Source organism: Enterococcus sp. C53, from assembly GCF_040887425.1.
Lineage (GTDB): Bacteria > Bacillota > Bacilli > Lactobacillales > Enterococcaceae > Enterococcus_B > Enterococcus_B hirae.
The window spans coordinates 278,231-296,648 of record NZ_JBFOFT010000003.1 but is presented as its reverse complement, the minus strand read 5'-3'; the positions used below and the strand labels follow the sequence as shown (position 1 = coordinate 296,648).

The 18,418-nt window shown below is 37.0% G+C and carries 16 protein-coding genes and 1 other annotated feature; of the genes, 5 read left to right on the top strand and 11 right to left on the bottom strand.

All coding sequences use genetic code 11. The features are described from left to right. Positions 1-1,011 carry a LacI family DNA-binding transcriptional regulator gene (locus AB3I42_RS06365; protein ID WP_010736918.1) on the top strand — a complete coding sequence of 337 codons (1,011 nt, stop codon included), beginning with the start codon at positions 1-3 and terminating at the stop codon, positions 1,009-1,011. A gap of 183 nt (positions 1,012-1,194) precedes the next feature. Here AB3I42_RS06365 and nhaC read toward each other — a convergent pair whose 3' ends face one another. The 9 genes from nhaC to dhaM form a co-directional block, all read right to left on the bottom strand. Next, positions 1,195-2,571 carry a Na+/H+ antiporter NhaC gene (nhaC, locus tag AB3I42_RS06360; protein ID WP_010736917.1) on the bottom strand — a complete coding sequence of 459 codons (1,377 nt, stop codon included), beginning with the start codon at positions 2,569-2,571 and terminating at the stop codon, positions 1,195-1,197. A 322-nt stretch (positions 2,572-2,893) separates the two neighbouring features. Further along, positions 2,894-4,312: a tyrosine-tyramine antiporter gene (tyrP, locus tag AB3I42_RS06355; RefSeq protein WP_010720263.1), complete on the bottom strand. Its 1,419-nt coding sequence runs from the start codon at positions 4,310-4,312 to the stop codon at positions 2,894-2,896. A 514-nt stretch (positions 4,313-4,826) separates the two neighbouring features. Continuing rightward, positions 4,827-6,701: a tyrosine decarboxylase gene (tdc, locus tag AB3I42_RS06350; protein ID WP_010736916.1), complete on the bottom strand. Its 1,875-nt coding sequence runs from the start codon at positions 6,699-6,701 to the stop codon at positions 4,827-4,829. A 289-nt stretch (positions 6,702-6,990) separates the two neighbouring features. Further along, positions 6,991-8,247, bottom strand: coding sequence for a tyrosine--tRNA ligase (gene tyrS / locus AB3I42_RS06345; protein WP_010736915.1), 1,257 nt, complete (start codon positions 8,245-8,247; stop codon positions 6,991-6,993). 93 nt (positions 8,248-8,340) lie between these two features. Beyond that, positions 8,341-8,546 (bottom strand) — a binding site (T-box leader). A gap of 375 nt (positions 8,547-8,921) precedes the next feature. Continuing rightward, the gene (locus tag AB3I42_RS06340; protein ID WP_010736914.1) at positions 8,922-9,578 is read right to left on the bottom strand and encodes an HI_0552 family protein; all 657 of its coding nucleotides are present in this window, start codon (positions 9,576-9,578) and stop codon (positions 8,922-8,924) included. Between the two features lie 121 nt (positions 9,579-9,699). Beyond that, entirely contained in the window at positions 9,700-10,794 is a 1,095-nt protein-coding gene (locus AB3I42_RS06335; RefSeq protein WP_258924798.1) for a hypothetical protein, read from the bottom strand. A gap of 224 nt (positions 10,795-11,018) precedes the next feature. After that, positions 11,019-11,621: a dihydroxyacetone kinase subunit DhaL gene (dhaL, locus tag AB3I42_RS06330; protein WP_010736911.1), complete on the bottom strand. Its 603-nt coding sequence runs from the start codon at positions 11,619-11,621 to the stop codon at positions 11,019-11,021. Between the two features lie 14 nt (positions 11,622-11,635). Further along, positions 11,636-12,619: a dihydroxyacetone kinase subunit DhaK gene (gene dhaK / locus AB3I42_RS06325; protein ID WP_014834323.1), complete on the bottom strand. Its 984-nt coding sequence runs from the start codon at positions 12,617-12,619 to the stop codon at positions 11,636-11,638. A 1-nt stretch (position 12,620) separates the two neighbouring features. Further along, complete coding sequence (gene dhaM / locus AB3I42_RS06320; RefSeq protein WP_010736909.1) at positions 12,621-13,016, bottom strand: dihydroxyacetone kinase phosphoryl donor subunit DhaM; 396 nt, start codon at positions 13,014-13,016, stop codon at positions 12,621-12,623. A gap of 203 nt (positions 13,017-13,219) precedes the next feature. Here dhaM and AB3I42_RS06315 point away from each other — a divergent pair, with 203 nt between their 5' ends. Further along, positions 13,220-13,540, top strand: a complete 321-nt coding sequence (locus AB3I42_RS06315) for a putative heavy metal-binding protein (RefSeq protein WP_368022382.1) — start codon at positions 13,220-13,222, stop codon at positions 13,538-13,540. A gap of 701 nt (positions 13,541-14,241) precedes the next feature. Here the strand turns inward: AB3I42_RS06315 and AB3I42_RS06310 are convergent. Together AB3I42_RS06310 and pepV are read right to left on the bottom strand one after the other, a co-directional pair. Further along, positions 14,242-14,724 carry a hypothetical protein gene (locus tag AB3I42_RS06310; RefSeq protein ID WP_014834325.1) on the bottom strand — a complete coding sequence of 161 codons (483 nt, stop codon included), beginning with the start codon at positions 14,722-14,724 and terminating at the stop codon, positions 14,242-14,244. A gap of 516 nt (positions 14,725-15,240) precedes the next feature. After that, positions 15,241-16,659, bottom strand: a complete 1,419-nt coding sequence (gene pepV / locus AB3I42_RS06305; RefSeq protein WP_010720277.1) for a dipeptidase PepV — start codon at positions 16,657-16,659, stop codon at positions 15,241-15,243. A gap of 147 nt (positions 16,660-16,806) precedes the next feature. On the opposite strand from pepV, the gene AB3I42_RS06300 reads away from it, so the two are divergent. The 3 genes from AB3I42_RS06300 to AB3I42_RS06290 all read left to right on the top strand — a co-directional run bounded on the left by AB3I42_RS06300 (position 16,807) and on the right by AB3I42_RS06290 (position 18,389). Beyond that, on the top strand, positions 16,807-17,655 hold the full coding sequence (locus tag AB3I42_RS06300) for an NAD(P)H-hydrate dehydratase (RefSeq protein ID WP_010736906.1): 849 nt from the start codon (positions 16,807-16,809) through the stop codon (positions 17,653-17,655). 2 nt (positions 17,656-17,657) lie between these two features. Continuing rightward, on the top strand, positions 17,658-18,089 hold the full coding sequence (locus tag AB3I42_RS06295; RefSeq protein WP_014834326.1) for a thioesterase family protein: 432 nt from the start codon (positions 17,658-17,660) through the stop codon (positions 18,087-18,089). Positions 18,090-18,221: 132 nt separating this feature from the next. After that, a complete protein-coding gene (locus tag AB3I42_RS06290) occupies positions 18,222-18,389 on the top strand; it encodes a hypothetical protein (RefSeq protein ID WP_010720280.1) in 168 nt (55 codons plus the stop codon). The last annotated feature ends 29 nt before the right edge of the window (positions 18,390-18,418 follow it).

The window sequence follows — 18,418 nt, the reverse complement described above, 5'->3', positions numbered from 1 at the left end:
ATGGCGATCACAGTGAAGGATGTAGCCAAAAAAGCTGGTGTTGCGACCTCGACCGTTTCACGGGTCATCAATGACCATCCAAGCATCTCAGAGGCAACCAAAAAGAAAGTACAAAAAGTCATGGATGAACTAGGCTATGTACCAAATATCACTGCTAGAAATCTAGGGAAAAGAATTTCTAGCGCAATTGGCGTCATTCTCCCACCCCTTGATTCAAAAGAACGGATTGGGAATCCTTTTTATCTTGAGATCATGGAAGCGATCAATGAAGAAGCACGCCGTTATGATCTGACAACTGCTATAGCAACAGCCAAAAATTTTGATACTTTATTAGAAAACGTGCAACGGATGCATCTGCAAAAACAAGTCGATGGGTTTATTTTAGTTTATTCCGACAGTGAAGATCCTGTCATAGATTATCTCTATACGAATGAGATTCCTTTCACTTTGATTGGTCAGCCTTACCGACATGAGAATGAAATCATTTATGTCGATAATGATAACCAATTATTAGGTAAACAAGCCACGGATTTCTTGATTCAAAACGGTCATGAAAGCATTCTTTTCGTAACCAATACAACCCACGAGAGCCTTTACTTCGAACGTTATTTTGGCTACCAAAAAGCCTTGATGCTAGCTGGACTTACAGTTCATCCTAGTGTAGTGATCGAACAACCCGAAGATTATTTAGCTTTTGATGCCATTTTGAAAAAGTCCCAAGCAACAGCGCTGGTAGTCATTGACGATATTTTTGCCTTACGAACGATGCAACTAGCACAGATGTATGGCTATCGAATTCCTGATACCCTATCGATCATCAGCTTCAATAACTCTATTTTCGCTACATTGACTCACCCTTATTTAACCAGTATCGATATCGATATTTCTGAATTAGGAAGGGTTGCAATGCAAAAATTATACGAATTGATCCACGATGAAATCAGCAGCGGTGTTCGTTTAGTCATTCCTCATCAACTCGTCAAACGAGAAACCGTCGTTCCTCGTTTATAAGAAAAAAAATAAAACAACTGTTGAACACACAAATAAACTATTTGTAGTGTCTTCAGTTGTTTTTTTTACTATACAGGTTCATTTTTTAAGAATCTACATTCTTCAAATAACTTTTTCATGAAAAAGAAACTGAGTATAAAAAGCTATTTCGCTTCTCGTTCTCAAACCTTGATGGTGCCTAGACTATTCACTGGTACGTTTTTTCATCTTTTGATTAAGCCAGAAACCACTCAAAATCGTAAAAATCGGTGCTAAGATCGAGAAGAAAGTAAATGGTAGATATTGTAATGCGCTGACTTTCATCGTGCCCATAATAAAGGTACCACTAACTCCCCACGGAACGAGTGAATTAACGGTTGCTCCAGCATCTGCCAAAGTTCTGGTAAGATACTTTTTATTAACGCCCGCACGATCGAACGATCGCTTAAAGGTTTCGCCTGGTAAAATGATCGACAAGTACTGTTCGCCTACGATCAAATTGATCCCGATACAGCTTAATGCTGTAAAGCCAACCAAGCGAGAAGGCCGATCCATTTTTTCTCGCAATTCCTGAACAATCGTTTCCACAATCGTATATTTGATCAACAAGCCACCCAAAGCTAAAGCTAGAAGAATCAAGCTTGCTGAACCAAGCATACTAACAATTCCCCCTCTTGAAAGCAATTCATTGATTTTAGGGTCTGCTGTATGGGCAACATAGCCGTTCATTAAAATATTAGCTACTTTTGACATCGTTAAATGTGGTTGATTGATGAAGGAAAGAATGATCGCAGCAGTTGAACCAACTAGTAGTGTTGGAATCGCTGGAATTTTTTTAATCGCTCCACCAAACAAGATCACTAATGGGATCAACGTCCATGGAGAGATCCAGAAACCTGCTTTCATGTTTTGGATCATGTCCGTGATCGCTTGTAGATCCGCTGTGTGACTCCCATTCCCAAGAAAAACATAAAATAACATAGCAATTAAAAATGCTGGCAAATCAGTGTAACGCATTTGAGCGATATGCTCAAATAAGTTTACTTCTCCGATCCCGGCCGCCAGGTTCGTAGTATCAGATAACGGCGAACAATTATTTCCTAAAAAAGCCCCCGAAACAACTGCTCCTGTCGTCATCGCATCACTAAAACCTAAAATATGACCGATTCCTAAAAAAGCAATACCGATCGTTGAAATCGTTGTAAATGAGCTTCCAACAGTAATCCCGACGATTGCACAAACAAGAAAAGCAGTCGGTAAGAAAAAGCGAACCGAGATCAATTGGAAACCATAAACCATGATCGTTGGAATCGTTCCAGATAAAATCCACGAAGCTACCAAAACACCAATCAACAGAAAAATCAAAATTGGGATGATCCCTGGAGTAATTCCTTTGACAATCCCATCATGAATCTCATCCCATGAGAAACCTCTAAATCGTCCGTAAAATAACAAACACATGAAAGCGATTAGTATAGGAATATGCGGAGACAATTGAAATCCAATAATCAGTATTCCTAATATCGCCAACAATATGAATAAAACTGCCATACTTTCTTTCACAGATATTTTTTTATTCATCGTATCTTCTCCTATTTTTTTTACAAAAAAAGTCCTACCTAAAAAAAGCGTTCTTTTGGTAGGACAACTGGTCATAGCATCATTTTTTTGTTTTAGCGGATAGACGATGCTAATGACGATTATTTTCTCAAATCCGCTGAACCTTATGATTAGCGTTATTTTCGCAAAGGTTCCCTGATTAAAAAGCATACATTTGGCAAACCATGCTGTAACAGACATGAGCTACTTCTGGAACACCGTTTGTTAGGAATAAGGGACTGTGACAAGATTTTTGTCATAGCCCCCTTCCCTATTTACATTTTTTACTTGCTTCTTATTTATTCTATTCTTTTAAACTCTTTTCTACTTCGCTTCCCCAAGAATCATTTTTAAAACGATTGATGATCAAAGGAATGACAAACATAACGATTGCAATAACTGCTACCAATAATGCATCCGTCAAGGTAGATGTTCCTAAAGTGGATACAACTACTGCAATGATAGAGAAAATCAACATGCAGCTAACTACCCAAGCCATTCCATTTCCTTTTTTACCAATTCGATAAGGACGTTCTAAATCTGGATGGCTTTTTCTCATTTTGATCAATGAAACAGCAATCAAAATATAGACGATACAATAAATAACAGTTGTAGCATTTGTTAATGTTAAGAATACAGCACTGACGTCATCCATTACGCCATAAAGTAAAGCGAATAATGAAATAACGATTGATTGAGTTAATACGACATTACGAGAAACACCATATTCATTTTCTTTATGGAATCCAAATTTAGGTGGTAAGAAACCTTCACGTGCTACTTGGATTATCGTTTTAGATGGTCCAGTTACCCATGCAGATAATTGAAGTAACACACCGATAAACACCATAAAGCTGAAGATGTTCCCAATAATTGTTGGTAAGCCAAGGATTTGGCAATAAATCAAGATTGGTTGCGTAATGTTTGCTAATTCCATTTTTCCATTTGGTACAACATTGGCAACTAACATTGCATTGATCACGTTCAATAAAACAAGACCAATCAACGCAATAAAGACCCCTTTAGTGTAGTTTTTCGTTGCATCTTTTAAACGAGGCATGTAAACAGAACTCATTTCGATACCAACAAAAATAAATGTGATACCTGCAAGATATTTCAATGATTCACTATGTTGTAAATCTGGGAAAGCTTTTGACCAAGAAAAATCTCCTAAGTAACCATTAGATACTAGCCCCACTTTGAATGCGGCGAATAAACCAAGGACAAACATGATAACCACTGGGATATACACACCTAACCAAACGCCGATGTTCCCACCAACTTTGGCCATATCAAATTTCAAGTTCAAAATTGTAATGATCCAATAAATAACTAAAATACAACCTAATACAAATAAATGATTATTGCCTAATTCTACGTTCCCGAATGTATTTCCTAATAATGGACCTAATGTTGATGCAACCATAACCATCCCTGGGAACATTTGAACCCAAAGCAACCAGGCAACAACAAATCCCCATTTACTTCCTAAGGCAGTTTTGACCCATAATTGTGGTCCACCTTCTTGTGGAAGCATCGTAGAAAGCTCACCAGAAACCATCGAAATAGGACCGGCAAAAAACAGTACGGCAAAAATTGAATAAAAAATCAATGTCCAACCAACGGCTGCTAAAGTCGGAATACTCCGAACTGTCGCACACAAAGCCATCGTCAGACCGACAAAGGTCCCAAGACCCATTTTACTTACTTGTGATTTACTCACTGTTGACACGCTCCTTGTTTTTTTTTGAATAAAAAAACATTGTCTTCAAAGTAATCCCAAGTCGCAAGACAAAAGCCAAGAGGTTGTTCCCCACAACTTTTTTAGTATAAAAACGATGCTTAGTGACTGGATTTTATTAGTTATTATTTGCTAAAAAAGAAAAATCTGAAATAGTCTTGTGTTCCATTCGCTGTATTTGTATTGAAGCTTTTCGATCTTTCTCTTCATTCATACAAAATACCTAAAAGAGCGCAAGCAATTTCATTACAACCTCGGCTGTTTTGAACAGATTACTTGTATCGCTTCAAAGACAACCTGTAAAACAAAAAACACCTGAGCAGATAACAGAAGTGCTGAGCTCAGAAAAACCAGCAGAAGAATCTAAAAAATAACTTTTTGTATTTTAAAGATCCTTCAACTGTATTTTTCGATTGAGCTACCACCGTTTATTCGGTTTTATAGCATACAATAAAAGTGACTTCTACTTCTTATACTCAGAATGTTTTTTATTTTATTATTTTTCTTCGCTTGCTAGTAATTGATTTGCGTAGATTTTTTCTAATTTTTCTTGAAGAGCTGCTTTGATTTTTCCAGCATATTCTTCGAAGTTTTCTGCTTTATTCATGTATGGTGTCATTACACTTGCACGTAAAACAGTTACTTTTCCTGCACGGTTCCATTCTTCATCTGAGAAACCTAATTGGTTCACAAATTGTAATGGGCTGTTGCCATAATCTGGAATAGCAAAGTCAGTGTGTGATGTCAAGAATTCATTACCATAGATGCTACCTTTAACGTATGAAGAGTAGTCATAAACGTCATGATTCAATTTGTTCATTGCAACTAGATCGTCGTTGCCTTTTTCTTTAAATACATAGTCAACCATATTGAAATCTGGGTAAGTTAATGGATGTACTTCGATTTCTTTATCGCCAACTTTAAATGATAAATCTTGTAAGAAGTTATAGAAACGATGTGCTCCTTCAATTGAAGCTCCCATCAATTTACCATAACCAGTTACATTAAGTGGTAAGACATGATGTGCAGCCCAAACACTAGCAGCAGTTGCTCCTGCTTTTGAACCTTCTAAAATGTATGCACCAAGTAATGCTGGGATATCTGCGCCTTTTTCAAACACGTAAGTAGCAAAGTAAGAAATAACGTCGCGCATACGTACGTCTTTGATGACGATCCCACCAGCTGAGTAAGGAACATAACCCATTTTATGTGGATCAATTGTTACAGATTCTGCTTCTTCAATTGCTTTGAAGGCACGGTGTACATCTTCTAAGATATAATCTTTGTTTTCTGTAAATACATGATGTTTTGCATGAACATCTTTTAATTCTTCAAATGGAATAAAGTTATTTTCTTCGTCTAAGAAAATGGAACGACCATAACCGCCGTAAGCAGCATCAACATGCAAGTAGAAGTAAATACCATCTTTTTCTAATACTCGACGTAATGCAACAATTTTATCGATACCGTCAATGGCTCCTTCTTCTGTCGAACCAACAACACCGACTACACCCAAGATTGGTGTTTTTTCAGCTGCTAGTTGACGAACGATTTTTTCAAGTTCGTTGATATCCATTCGATAGTTGTGATCAACTGGTACAGGGATTACTTGATCTAACCCGATACCGATGATATCAGCTGCTTTTAGCCATGAGTAATGTTTCGTTTGTGGTACTAACCATTTTCCTAATTGTTGTAAATGTTTTCCGCTACGTGCAGAATGTGCTTTGATGTCATCAATTTTTTCTGGAACACTATCTAACAAGTCCATGATTTCTTTTGTAGACATGTTCATCAATTCCCAGTCACTTTTTCCTGAGACTAATTCAGGTGCAACTTCTTTCATTGCAAGTGGAAGTGATTTGATGTTACGTGCATACCAAAGACCTTCTAAGTTAGCTAAAGAACCATCAGCAACGATGTGTCCCCAGCCATCTTTATAGCCCATTAATTTCGCAAACTCTAGTCCTACTTCTTCTTCCATTTGACTTGTTGCTGGAGAAGATTCGTAAGCAACGTTGTTACCATTCCATAGCATTGCGAAATTATATGCTAGTAAAGATGGCATTAATGTTTCAGAGTTCATATGACCCCAATAACGTCCAGCTGTATGCCATGGTACTGAGTGAGTACGCATACGAGCTGAGATTTCAGATAAAACATCTTTTGTTTTATTGACTGTGTGCTCAAAACTTGCACTACTTTGTTCTTCTGGTGTAATAACTGGCATGTCTTGTGGCATGTAGTTTTGTCGCCAGCCTAAATGTTCATCTACTAAATCGTTCAACAAATCTTTATAGAGTTGGCCGTTCTCCGCTTTGTCTCCGATAAATAGTGCATTTAGGTTTAATTCATTTGACAATGATTCCATGTGAAACCCTCCTAAAAAATATTTAAATTTTGTCGAGCCCTACATTACACCTGTTTTTTATTTCTGTAAACTAAATCACAAGTGGTTTTTTAATCATTTTATAATAATTATCAATTGTGCAAATTGTTTACACATTTAAAAAAATTAAAAAAAACGAGGGAATTTACAAAAGTAAATTCCCTCGTAAAGATTGTATTAACGAGATCCCACGTCACCCTTTTAGGTTGGGTTTCAAAATTGGAATCTTGTAATAGAGTTGACCATTTTCAAGCCAAAAAATTACTAAATTCTAATCAACTACTTTGGCCAAAAAGTAATTTTTCTTACCCTTTCGAATAACCACAAACTTACCATCAAATTCCTTCGATGGATCTATGACAAAATTTAAATCGGTAACACGGTCACCGTTAATACTTATAGCTCCGTTTGAAACATCTTCACGCGCTTGGCGTTTTGATGGTTCAATTTTTGTGGAAACCAATAATTCCACGATATTTTCAGGTTTACTTGAAATTTCAACGTTTGGCATTTTACCAAATCCTTGAGCAATCTCAGCTGCATTTAATTCTTTGATGTTTCCAGAGAACAATGCTTCTGTTATTTTTTGCGCTTCTTTCAAGTCTTCTTCACTATGAACGAATCTCGTCACTTCTTCTGCTAAACGTCGTTGTGCTTCACGTTTTTCAGGTTCAGTTTCAACTTTTTTCGCCAAATCTTCAATTTCTTCTTGTGATAAGAAAGTAAAGAATTTCAAGTATTTCACAACATCTCGGTCATCTTGGTTCAACCAGAATTGGTAGAACTCAAATGGTGATGTTTTCTCAGGATCTAACCAGATAGCGCCACCGGCAGTTTTACCAAATTTTGTCCCATCCGCTTTTAACATCAATGGGATCGTTAAACCGAATGCTTCTGCTTCTGGTCCTTCTAATTTACGGATTAAGTCTAATCCAGCTGTGATGTTCCCCCATTGATCAGCACCACCGATTTGTAGTTGAACATCATATGTTTTGTGTAAGTGTAAAAAGTCAATTGATTGCAAGATTTGGTAAGTAAATTCTGTAAATGAGATACCGACTTCCAAACGACTTGCTACGATATCTTTCGCTAACATCGTGTTAATATTGAAGTTTTTACCGTAATCACGTAAAAATTCAAGTAATGAGATTTTTGATAACCAATCATAGTTATTCACAAACGTGATGTTTGCATCTTTCCCAAATAATTTTCTCATTTGGTTAGATAAAGCATCGACATTATGTTGGACTTGTTCCATTGTTTGTAAGACACGTTCTGTCTTACGACCACTTGGGTCTCCAATTGTACCTGTTCCGCCACCGATCAGAATGTATGGATGATGTCCTGCCAATTGAAATCTTTTCATCATCATAAATGGAATCAAATGTCCGATGTGCATAGAATCCCCAGTTGGGTCAACTCCGCAATATAGTGAAATACTCTTTTCGTCAACAAGTTCACGAAGTCTTTCTTCATTCGTTTGTTGGTTAATGGCATCACGCCAAGTTAATTCGTCGATAATATTCATGTTAAATCCCTCCGTATCATTTTATTGTGAAAGCAGGAACCTGCTATCATTCATACTAATTAAAATCAATAAAAAAATCCCTTGGTTAATTAACCAAGGGACGAAATCTCGCGGTACCACCCATTTTATATGTTTCATTCAAAACATATCACTCAAACATTTAACGCTGTCACGTGACAAATCAATGCCAAAGGCTCCTAAAATGTAATTCGTCTTAAAGCTTGTACTAGTTCTCAGCAACCACTAGCTCTCTGAAACATTGGCTTTAATAACTACTGCGTTTTGATCATTGCCTGTTATCAAGTTAATATGTGTCTATCATAGAACGCTATTTTTTCTTTGTCAATAAAAAAGATAAAAATTTCTTTCTATACTTCTTCAGCAATGGAATAAAACAGTAAAATCCGAACATTCTTTTTTTTAAATCATTTGCATCCAATTACCTAAAATACCTCATTGATCCCTTTATTTCATCCGTTTTTTCTAAGATGAATGATCCATTCAATGGCGCTCATTTGACCATCAAATGAAAATTTTAAAAATTTTCGAAGCTTAAGAAAATTTTATAAACTAGTATTTATCAACGACAAATTTACTTCTTTTATTTTATTATTTTAACGTTTTCGATCATCTAAGCGATCCAATACCTCTTTCTCTCACCCTAATTAATGTTATTATTTCCCATTCAATCGAAGGTATAAAGGCATCAATTCCTGCATACCATCTAAAATCAACTTTTCAGCATCTTTTAATTCATTCGGATAAAAATAAAGCTTACCAAGTTGGAAGGTTTTATGCTCCATTGCTTTTTTTAATTCGATTTGTTTTTGCTTATCCGTCAAATAGGTGGCTAACGGCAGGTGATCCACCAGTTCATGTTCTGGTTGCGGCCAAATATAATACTCTTCAACTGGGATGTGCTTACTCCATTCCTTTAAAACCGTTAGTAGATGATTGAAGGACGAAATACTTCCTTGGCGTTCTTCACTTTTATAATGTTGAAACATCAAATAGATTTGAAATTGTTTTTTATTTAGCAAAGTAGCTAAACAAGCATTTTCCTGTTGGCGTCCTTCACTACGGTACGCACACCAAAAATGGCTTCTGAGATTCCAACCATTCGTCCAACTTTCGATTTTTGGTTTCCTCATCTGCCATTGCAAGGGTGTTGCTTTCGCCACTTGTTCATTCATTTTTTTCCACTTTTGCCAGTGTGTTTGATACCTCACCTTAAGCTGTGCTAATTCTTCAGTAGTATATCTTTCTTTTAACTGCTTAAAGGTAAACATCGAACGATCAAACAATTCATAATCACTAGTTAATAAATCCATTCCGCCACTTCTTTCTTAACGATTTCCCTATCCTACATTGTAAAGACTATCAATGAGAGAAACAACAAAAATAGCAAGAAAAGAGTGAGCATGGAATTATTTCGGTGAAAATACTCGATAATCATCTTCCTTTATCATTTAGATCATGTTTTGCTTGTGTAATTGGTTGTCTATTAACTGGATTCTGCTTTGTTGTCTCATTTTTCTGTACTTTGTCTTTTAATTGAGCTTTTTGTGGCTGTCCATTCCCTTGTTCTGATTCCATATGCTTTTCCAGAGAGGCGATCAGCTTATTCTGATATTCATGTAACTCCGCATTTAGTACTTGTGGGCGATGATTCTTGATATTTTCAAATCTCTGCTGTGTCTCTAAGAAATTTTTTTCGGTCGTATAAATTGAGCGAGCAAGTTCGCCTAATAGCGGTGCCACGTACGGAAATAGACTGGCTGATACTTTATTATTTAAATCTATAAAACCTTTCTTCACCATACTAAATTGTTCATTCATATTCAAATCAGAATATTCTTTCGTTATTTTATTTATCCATTTCTTCTTTATCTTTTTACTATCAACCTCCCCACTCAAACTATAGCCTTTCCCATAAAGTGATGATAGATCAGACTCCAGTTTACCTTTTATAAGCTTTTGTTCATTTTCCAATGAACGCTTCTCTTTTTCCAAAGCTCCTATTTCACCTGTAAAATAACTTAAAAATCTTCTAAACGGTGAAGCTTTGATCTTATCGATTTCATCAGTCTTCTCCTTGATTAGTACTGGTATTGCATTTAACCGATTCAATTTGTTATCCATGTTGTTTTTTTCACTAGTGTAGCTAGTCAATTCTACGCCTATCTCTTCTTCCAACGACTGAATTTTTATTTTCATGTCGTCTTCATCACGCTCTAACTTATTTTGCATACTAATTACTGAACTCATGTCTTTATTTAGTTCAAAACACTTTTGTACTTCTTTTTTAGGAACAACTAATGATTCCTTATATGAACCAAAAGAATATTCGCTCATTAGACGTAGATCTGATTTTTCGTGTTTTTTCAACAGTTTTTGTTTGTTTTGTTCAATTGACGCAATTTTAGCTTGGTCGTTAGTGACATACGCTGCTATACATTCCTTTTTATATTTCTTAAATTTGTCTTCCTGTTCCATTTCTAAACTAGATACTGCCGCATTTTTATTTTTGTTATTTAAATCCCCCATATCTGCTTATCTCCTTTATTACTTTAGTGTGTTAAGAATAACACGCGCGACAACTGTTATTTCTCCGACATTTTCTCAGTTTGGAAATTTTTGTTTTAAAATTGTTTATCCTTTGTTTTTTTGATTTGAAAGCATATTCTCATAAGTGTTCTGGAATAGAAAAAAACTGACTTTTGTTCCCATTTTTACTGGTTAAAAAGTCAGCTATATAAATATTTTGTTATTTATGATTCTATATTAGTTAATAAAGTTTCAAAGAAAATAGCACTAGAAGCTGCTCCGGGATCGATATGGCCAATGGCTCTTTCCCCTAGATAAGAGGCACGTCCTTTTTTGGCTACTAAATCTTTTGTATGTTCCTTCGCTTCTTCAATCACTTCTTCTGTTAATCGATTATTCTTCAAGGCTTCAGTAACAGGTAACCAGACATCTAGCATCGTTTTCTCTTCTGCTTCTGCTTTCCCCCTAGCTTGAATCCCATTTTTTCCTTCTTCAATGATTTTCCCTAATTGTTCTTGTGATGTAATCACATCAATGTCTTTTGTAGCCTTCATTATATTCATAAAGGCAGAACCATATAATGGTCCAGAAGCACCTCCAACTTTTGAGATCATTGCCATCGAAAGAACCTTGAACGTGTCACTGATCGTTTTCGGTTGTTCTTTTTGAAACGCTTCTTGATAAGCCGTCATCCCTCGCCCCATATTATTGCCATGATCGCCATCACCGATCGGCGTGTCGAGCTCACTCAGATAACTTTTATTTTCATCGATTTTCTCTGTAAAATCCGTTAACCACGCTTGAATTTCTTTGACCGTTAGTTCCATTATTCTCCCACCTTCTACCACGAAATTGTGTGAACTTCACTTTCCAATGCTTCCTGCCATTTCTTAGTTGTTAGGTCAATCATCGTCAGAGATAATCCTTGCATGTCTAAAGAAGTCATAAAATCACCGACTTTATGAAATGTCACTTTGACTGATTCTTGATCGAGTAATGATTGGACATCATTCATAAAAACAAAGAGTTCCATCAATGGCGTGCCACCCATCCCATTAACTAGCACTCCAACTTCTTTTGGTTTCTCTGGGTAGTCAGCTAAAATTTTTGTTACTAATTCTTCAGCTAATACTTTAGCAGGTTGCAACTTTTCTCTACGATAACCAGGCTCGCCATGGATCCCTACTCCGTATTCGATCTCATCTTCGGCTAATTCAAATCCTGGCTTTCCTACTTCAGGAACCGTGGCCGCACGCAATGCCACACCAATCGTCTTGATCGCTGGAACTAGTCTATCTCCTAGTTCCTTCAATTCTTGCAAGGATGCACCTTTCCTAGCGGCATCCCCTAAGATTTTATGCACAAGAACTGTTCCAGCTACTCCACGTTTGCCAGCAGTATATGTGCTATTTTCCACCGCAATGTCATCATCCACTACAACACTTTCTACTTCAATCCCTTCCATAGCCGCCATTTCTTTAGCCATGTCAAAATTGAGTACATCTCCTGTATAATTCTTGATGATCAATAAAACGCCTTTTCCTTGATCCGCTTCTTTGATAGCTATATGAATCTGATCAGGTGTCGGCGAAGTAAAAACATCTCCTAAAACTGCAGCACTCAACATCCCAGCACCAACAAAACCTGCATGCGCTGGTTCATGACCACTTCCTCCCCCAGAAACCAAGCCAACTTGTTCTACTTGATCATTTTTTGCTACTACTCGAGAATCAGCTACTTGGTGAATCATTTCTGGATAACTTATCACTAAACCAGACAACATTTCTTCTACGATCGTACTAGGATTATTCATGATTTTTTTCATTTCACGTCCACCCTTTCTTTCCCGCATTCTGTGCTTCCGTTAGTATTTGTTGAGGATCATCCGTGATACCTGCTGTGATCGCTCCAGCAAAAGCCCCTTCAACAAGTGGCGCATCCACAAGGTAGTATTTCTTTTGTTGGTCTTCATCCAACATTTCCTTGGCCATTTCAGCGTTCAAAACCGCACTCCCGATATCCGCAAACACAAAATACATGGCGGAATCAGCTGATTGGTTGATCGCATCGATGATTTTCATCGGATCAGAACCAATTCTTCCCTCTACTCCTCCTAAGGAAAAAAGTAACACATCTTCTGATTGTTGCATCTGTTCAATCATTTCTTTGAGTCCATCCGTTAACTGTTGACTATGGGAGACAAGTAAGATACTTTTTTTCATGCCATTTCTCCTTCTTCCTTTTGTGGTCACACCAAGTTTGCGCTTTCATTCTTTTGATCATCAACTACATTCTTTTGCATAGTTCCAGTATATAATAGAATGTCCATTTTTTGGAAATGATGCGCTGTAATTGACTAGCTAATTCCAATTGCGACTTAAGAAATAAATTTTGATATACTATTTTTAAAGAAAGGAGTGATCAAATGATCATTACAACAACAAACAACGTGGAAAATAAAGAAGTAACAGCATATAAAGGCATTGTTTTTGGTGAAGTCATTACTGGAATCAACGTATTAAAAGATATCCGGGCAGGATTTCGCAATGTTTTTGGCGGACGTTCAAAAAGCTACGAGGATGAATTGCTTGCTGCACGTGAAGAGGCCTTAGCAGAAATGCAAGAGCGTGCTCGATCATTAGGTGCAGATGCAGTCATTGGGATGAAAATGGATTATGAAGTATTGGGGAGCGATAACGGAATGCTAATGGTCACCTGTAGTGGGACAGCGGTGACAATAAACTAGTTCAGACATGAGGTTGTGAAAAGAGTGTCTTGACCTGAGCGCTCACCAAGTAAAAACTGCGACGAGTAATCGCAGGAGCATTAAGGATGAAAATCTCGAAACAGCTCATCATGTTTTGAGATTTTTTGACTTATCGCCGAAGGTCAGCTCTTTGAACACCGTGAATCAGAGGTCGTGAAAACATCGGGTAGCTCTGATGACAATAAGAAAGAATTTTTTGAAACAGCTTCTCATGTTTTGAAAAATTCAGGCTTATTTCAAGGAGCTGATGTTTGAACACCGTTTAGCAAGAGGCTGTGAAAGAAGCGTTCAGCTCCGAGCGAATAAGAGAGGATTTTTTAAAATAGCTCCTCATATTTTAGAAAATCCTCTCTTATTGTTGAGGAGTTGCTTCTTGAACACCGTTTATTCGTTTTTAGAGATACTAGAAGAGACTGAGATAGAACTCTCACTTAAAAAATATACCGAACCTGTTCTACCAATACACCGATTCAAAAAACAGATTGATATAAAATAAGGTGTTTCCTAAAAAATATACGTAAAAACGTTAAATTTTAGGGAACACCTATGCTCTTTTTCCCTAAATTTAATTGATTATCCAAGTAAGATACTGCTATCTAATTATTTATGTACGTTGCTCTTTTCATCAATGGATTATTTTCTATTCTACTATCTATGATTGCTGGCATTTCACCATCCGATTATCCTCTTGAAGTTCGATTCGTTTTATTGCTATTTTGCATTTGATCTTGTTTATCACCTCGGTTGCTGAGCTTTTCTACCCGCTGTTGAGCATTCTCTTTTAGTTGGTTTATCTCTTGCTTTCTCACTAGAAGCTCTTCTTTAAATTTTTCATGTTTTCCTTTCCAACCTTGTACATTTCTTTCTAAGTCCTCAACCTTTTGCTCCATGACGTTTAATTTCCCACTAATTTTTTCAAGTTGTTCTCTTCTGTGTTTACTAACATCTCGTAGTCCCTTTGTCTTATCTTCAACAACGTCATAAATTGAGAAGAGCTGTGCTTTTAATTTTTTTTGCGCCTTCAATTCTTCACGACTATATTCCTTATCTGTTGCTTTAATTGGGTGTCTTAGCATCGTTGCTAACTTTTCCTCTTCTTTTTCATGAATATGAGCTGCTTTTTTATAATTTTCTCCGTGAGGATAGGTAGCGTGACTATCCATTGTTTTATAGGCGTTCTCTACTATTTTTTTTGCTTATCAATCACTGCTTTTGTAAATCCTCTACCTTCTGCTATTTCTGTCATTAGATCCCCTTCTCTTATTTGATTAATAATCTGAATGTAACACAAATGTAGAGTTTTTTTAGCCAAAAATTTCTAAATAACAGATTTTTTGTTCTATGCTAATGATATTTATTCCTAGCGACTTTCTTTATTGATGAGAATCGCTGAACCAATAACTGTTTTTTATCTTTATCTCCTCATCATTAACTACAAATATTATTTTTTCCTTCATAAAAAATATCATTCATTTGTTTTTTTGGAACAATCTTCGATGTTGAATATTTAGAATATTATTTAGCAAGTAAAAAGGATGTGATTTTTCGCCCCATCAAGCAAAAAATCACATCCATATCATGTTAGAACATCTTTTTCATTCACTTTTCCAACGATCCTTTTCAAAAACTATCTTTTAGAACAAGGATATTCGCTGAATCAGCATGAGCTTCATTCACTTTTACTTCGCCAAACGGTAGATAGCATCTGCATAAATGGCAGTTGCTCTGAAAAGGTCATCCAGACTCATAAATTCGTTGGCTTGGTGCATTGTATCTGTATAGCCTGGGAACATTGCGCCGTAAGCTACACCACGTTTCAATAGACGGCCATAGGTTCCGCCGCCAATGATTTGTTCATAGCCTTTTTCGCCTGTATGGTCTTCATAAACTTGCAATAAAGTTGCTACCAATGGATCTTCCATTGGTACATAGTGAGGTTCCATGACACGTGTGCCACGAGTAACTGTTGCTCCTTCTGCTTTCATCGTTGTTGCAATGTCATTTTCTAAGCCATCAACGGTAACCCCTTTTGGAAAACGGAAGTTCATGTTGATATAGTTATCTTCTTCTGACCCATTTTCTTTAAAGGCAAACAATCCAGCGTTCATGGTCAATTTACCCATTTTTTCGTCTTCATGGGCAACTCCTAATTTTTCTCCATAAAAATCTTCATGGACATAGGCTGCTGCTACATGGATGAATTGTTTAGCAGAACCGATAAATTCATAATCGTCTAAGAATAATGCTAAGAATGAACCGGCATTGATCCCTGATTGAGGACTTGCACCATGTGCGCCCTTTCCGATCAATTCGATTTTCACATAGGTATTATCCGCTTCGATCGAACCACTTACTGGGTTTGCTTCAACAAAACGATAAAAAGCTTCTTCCATTTGGATCGCAGCTTCCGCACTTGGTACTTCAAGAGTCGCTGTTGCTGTTCCAGGCACCATGTTTTCACGTAAACCTGAAGTAAATGTCTTCAAGACATAATCTCCTGCGTTGTCTCCTTGGAAACGTAGTGCGAAAGAAACATTTCCTTTCTCACCATTGATGATTGGAAATTCTGCATCTGGAGAAAAGCCAAAGTCAGGTTCTTCTTCATGTTCAAAGTAGTAAGCCATGTCTGCCCAACCACTTTCTTCATCACTACCAACTACAAAACGAACTTTTTTGGATAATTCCAAGTCAAGATCTTTGATGATCTTCATGGCATAGTAGGCAGCCATGCTTGGTCCTTTATCATCACTAGAACCACGAGCAAAGATTTTCCCATCTTTGATTACTGGTTCATAAGGATCTGTATCCCAACCATCCCCTGCTGGTACTACGTCCATATGACCAAAAATACCTAAAGTTTCATCGCCTTCACCAAGATCAATATGTCCTGCATAGTTATCAACATTTTTTACGACAAACCCATCACGTTCGCCATAAGCCAACATATGTTTTAGCGCATCTCGAGGTCCAGGTCCAAAAGGTGCATCAGGAGTTACTTTTGAATCATCCCGTTCACTGTTCACACGTAAAAGATTTTTTAAATCTTCAAGTAGTTCTTCTTTACGTGCTTCTACTTCTTTTTGCCAATCGATTGTCATAAAATCAATCCTCCACTCATTAAGTCTACCTGTCCATCATACCATAAATCCTGCCAAAAAAACGTGCAAAAAAATTTGTGGTTCCTTAGCCAAACGGTATTTTATTTAAAAATACTCAGTTATAATACAAGAAAGGAGGCGGAAAAATTGTTAATAGATAGCGATTTATTACAAAAAGTAATTCAACCACGCCCAGAAAAGTCACATAAAGGAACTTTCGGTCGTACTGTCTTGATTGGCGGTAACCATCAATTTGGTGGTGCGATCATCATGAGTGCACTAGCGGCTGTACACAGTGGCGCAGGATTAACGACTGTTGCTACGGACCAGTGGAATCAAGCACCACTTCACACGCATTTACCTGAAGCCATGTGCATCGACTGGCAAGAAAAAGAACAACTGTTAGCAGTGATGGACACGGCAGACGTTCTATTGATTGGTCCAGGATTAGGGGACTCCTCATTGAGTTTAGAATTATTAGCATTCACTTTAGCACATCAAAAAAGCCATCAGTGGTTAGTGATGGACGGTTCAGCATTAACATTATTCGCTAAAGAAAATCTAACCCTCCATTTTCCCGAGCAAACCGTCATGACTCCTCATCAAATGGAATGGCAAAGAGTAAGCTCACTTAAGATCGAGGAACAAACACCTGAGAACAACCGCAAGCAGCAAGCCAAATTAGGCGCAACGATTGTTTTAAAAAGTCATCGAACCACGATCTACGGGCAACAAGAATGTTATCAAAATACTACTGGCTCTGCCGCAATGGCCACTGGAGGTACTGGTGATACATTAGCTGGTATGATCACTGGATTCTTGGCACAATTTCCTAAAAACGATGAAACAATCGCAGCAGCTGTCTACCTGCATAGTTTTATTGGGGATCAACTGGCAAAAAAACAATATGTTGTTTTACCGACACAAATCAGTCAAGCAATCCCTCAATGGATGCACTATTTTAGTCAGAAAAAAGATGGAAACAAGGAGTTCTAATGATGGAAAAATTTACTGGATACATGCGTGAGCCGTTTTACTATGAAACCGATCAAATGGGGATCATCCACCACAGCAACTATATCCGTTGGATGGAAGAATCTCGTGTTGCTTTATTGGATCATTTAGGTTTCAGCTATACAAAAATTGAAAAACTAGGAGTGATCATCCCTGTTTTAGAAGTCACTTGCCAGTACAAAGAAATGATTCGTTATGGTGAAACTGTTCGTATTTTGCCTAAAATCGAACAATATAGTGGTACAAGATTAAATTTTAGTTATGAAATCTACGGTTTAGATGACGGAAAATTACGAACAACTGGCTCTAGCAAACATTGTTTTTTACTCGCTGACAATCAGAAGTTAACCAAACTTGAACGGGTAAATCCTGCATTAGATCGCTTATTCCACGAGTATGCACAGTTGGATAGCTAAAGAATAGTATTTAACTCTTGTATTTTTTAGGATTTCCATTACGGATTTTCTTAAAAAAAATCAAAAAAGCTGCCTTTTTTCTTGTGTTGGCTTGATTCATCCGTATAATAAAATAAAAAGCAGGTGATCATCATGTATGTTGTGAAAGTATTGCACGGTTACATTGATAAAACAGGCTGCCGCACTAGAGAAAAAAATCCAGATAACTTATTGATTTTCAAAGAAAAAAAAGCATCAGAAGCTTTTGCTAAATCGATCGGAGGGCGTGTCAAACAACTGCACGAAGTACGCCCTGATTGAAATAAAACCTCAATCATTAGTTAGTCAAC

Excerpts from the sequence above, each read along its gene's own strand:
- AB3I42_RS06315 (WP_368022382.1), top strand. The coding sequence starts at position 13,220 with ATGATCATTACAACAACAAACAACGTGGAAAATAAAGAAGTAACAGCA.
- dhaK (WP_014834323.1), bottom strand. The coding sequence starts at position 12,619 with ATGAAAAAAATCATGAATAATCCTAGTACGATCGTAGAAGAAATGTTG.
- pepV (WP_010720277.1), bottom strand. The coding sequence starts at position 16,659 with ATGACAATCGATTGGCAAAAAGAAGTAGAAGCACGTAAAGAAGAACTA.
- dhaL (WP_010736911.1), bottom strand. The coding sequence starts at position 11,621 with ATGGAACTAACGGTCAAAGAAATTCAAGCGTGGTTAACGGATTTTACA.
- AB3I42_RS06340 (WP_010736914.1), bottom strand. The coding sequence starts at position 9,578 with ATGGATTTATTAACTAGTGATTATGAATTGTTTGATCGTTCGATGTTT.
- AB3I42_RS06310 (WP_014834325.1), bottom strand. The coding sequence starts at position 14,724 with ATGGATAGTCACGCTACCTATCCTCACGGAGAAAATTATAAAAAAGCA.
- tyrS (WP_010736915.1), bottom strand. The coding sequence starts at position 8,247 with ATGAATATTATCGACGAATTAACTTGGCGTGATGCCATTAACCAACAA.
- dhaM (WP_010736909.1), bottom strand. The coding sequence starts at position 13,016 with ATGAAAAAAAGTATCTTACTTGTCTCCCATAGTCAACAGTTAACGGAT.
- tdc (WP_010736916.1), bottom strand. The coding sequence starts at position 6,701 with ATGGAATCATTGTCAAATGAATTAAACCTAAATGCACTATTTATCGGA.
- AB3I42_RS06290 (WP_010720280.1), top strand. The coding sequence starts at position 18,222 with ATGTATGTTGTGAAAGTATTGCACGGTTACATTGATAAAACAGGCTGC.
- AB3I42_RS06335 (WP_258924798.1), bottom strand. The coding sequence starts at position 10,794 with ATGGGGGATTTAAATAACAAAAATAAAAATGCGGCAGTATCTAGTTTA.
- nhaC (WP_010736917.1), bottom strand. The coding sequence starts at position 2,571 with ATGAATAAAAAAATATCTGTGAAAGAAAGTATGGCAGTTTTATTCATA.
- AB3I42_RS06295 (WP_014834326.1), top strand. The coding sequence starts at position 17,658 with ATGGAAAAATTTACTGGATACATGCGTGAGCCGTTTTACTATGAAACC.
- AB3I42_RS06365 (WP_010736918.1), top strand. The coding sequence starts at position 1 with ATGGCGATCACAGTGAAGGATGTAGCCAAAAAAGCTGGTGTTGCGACC.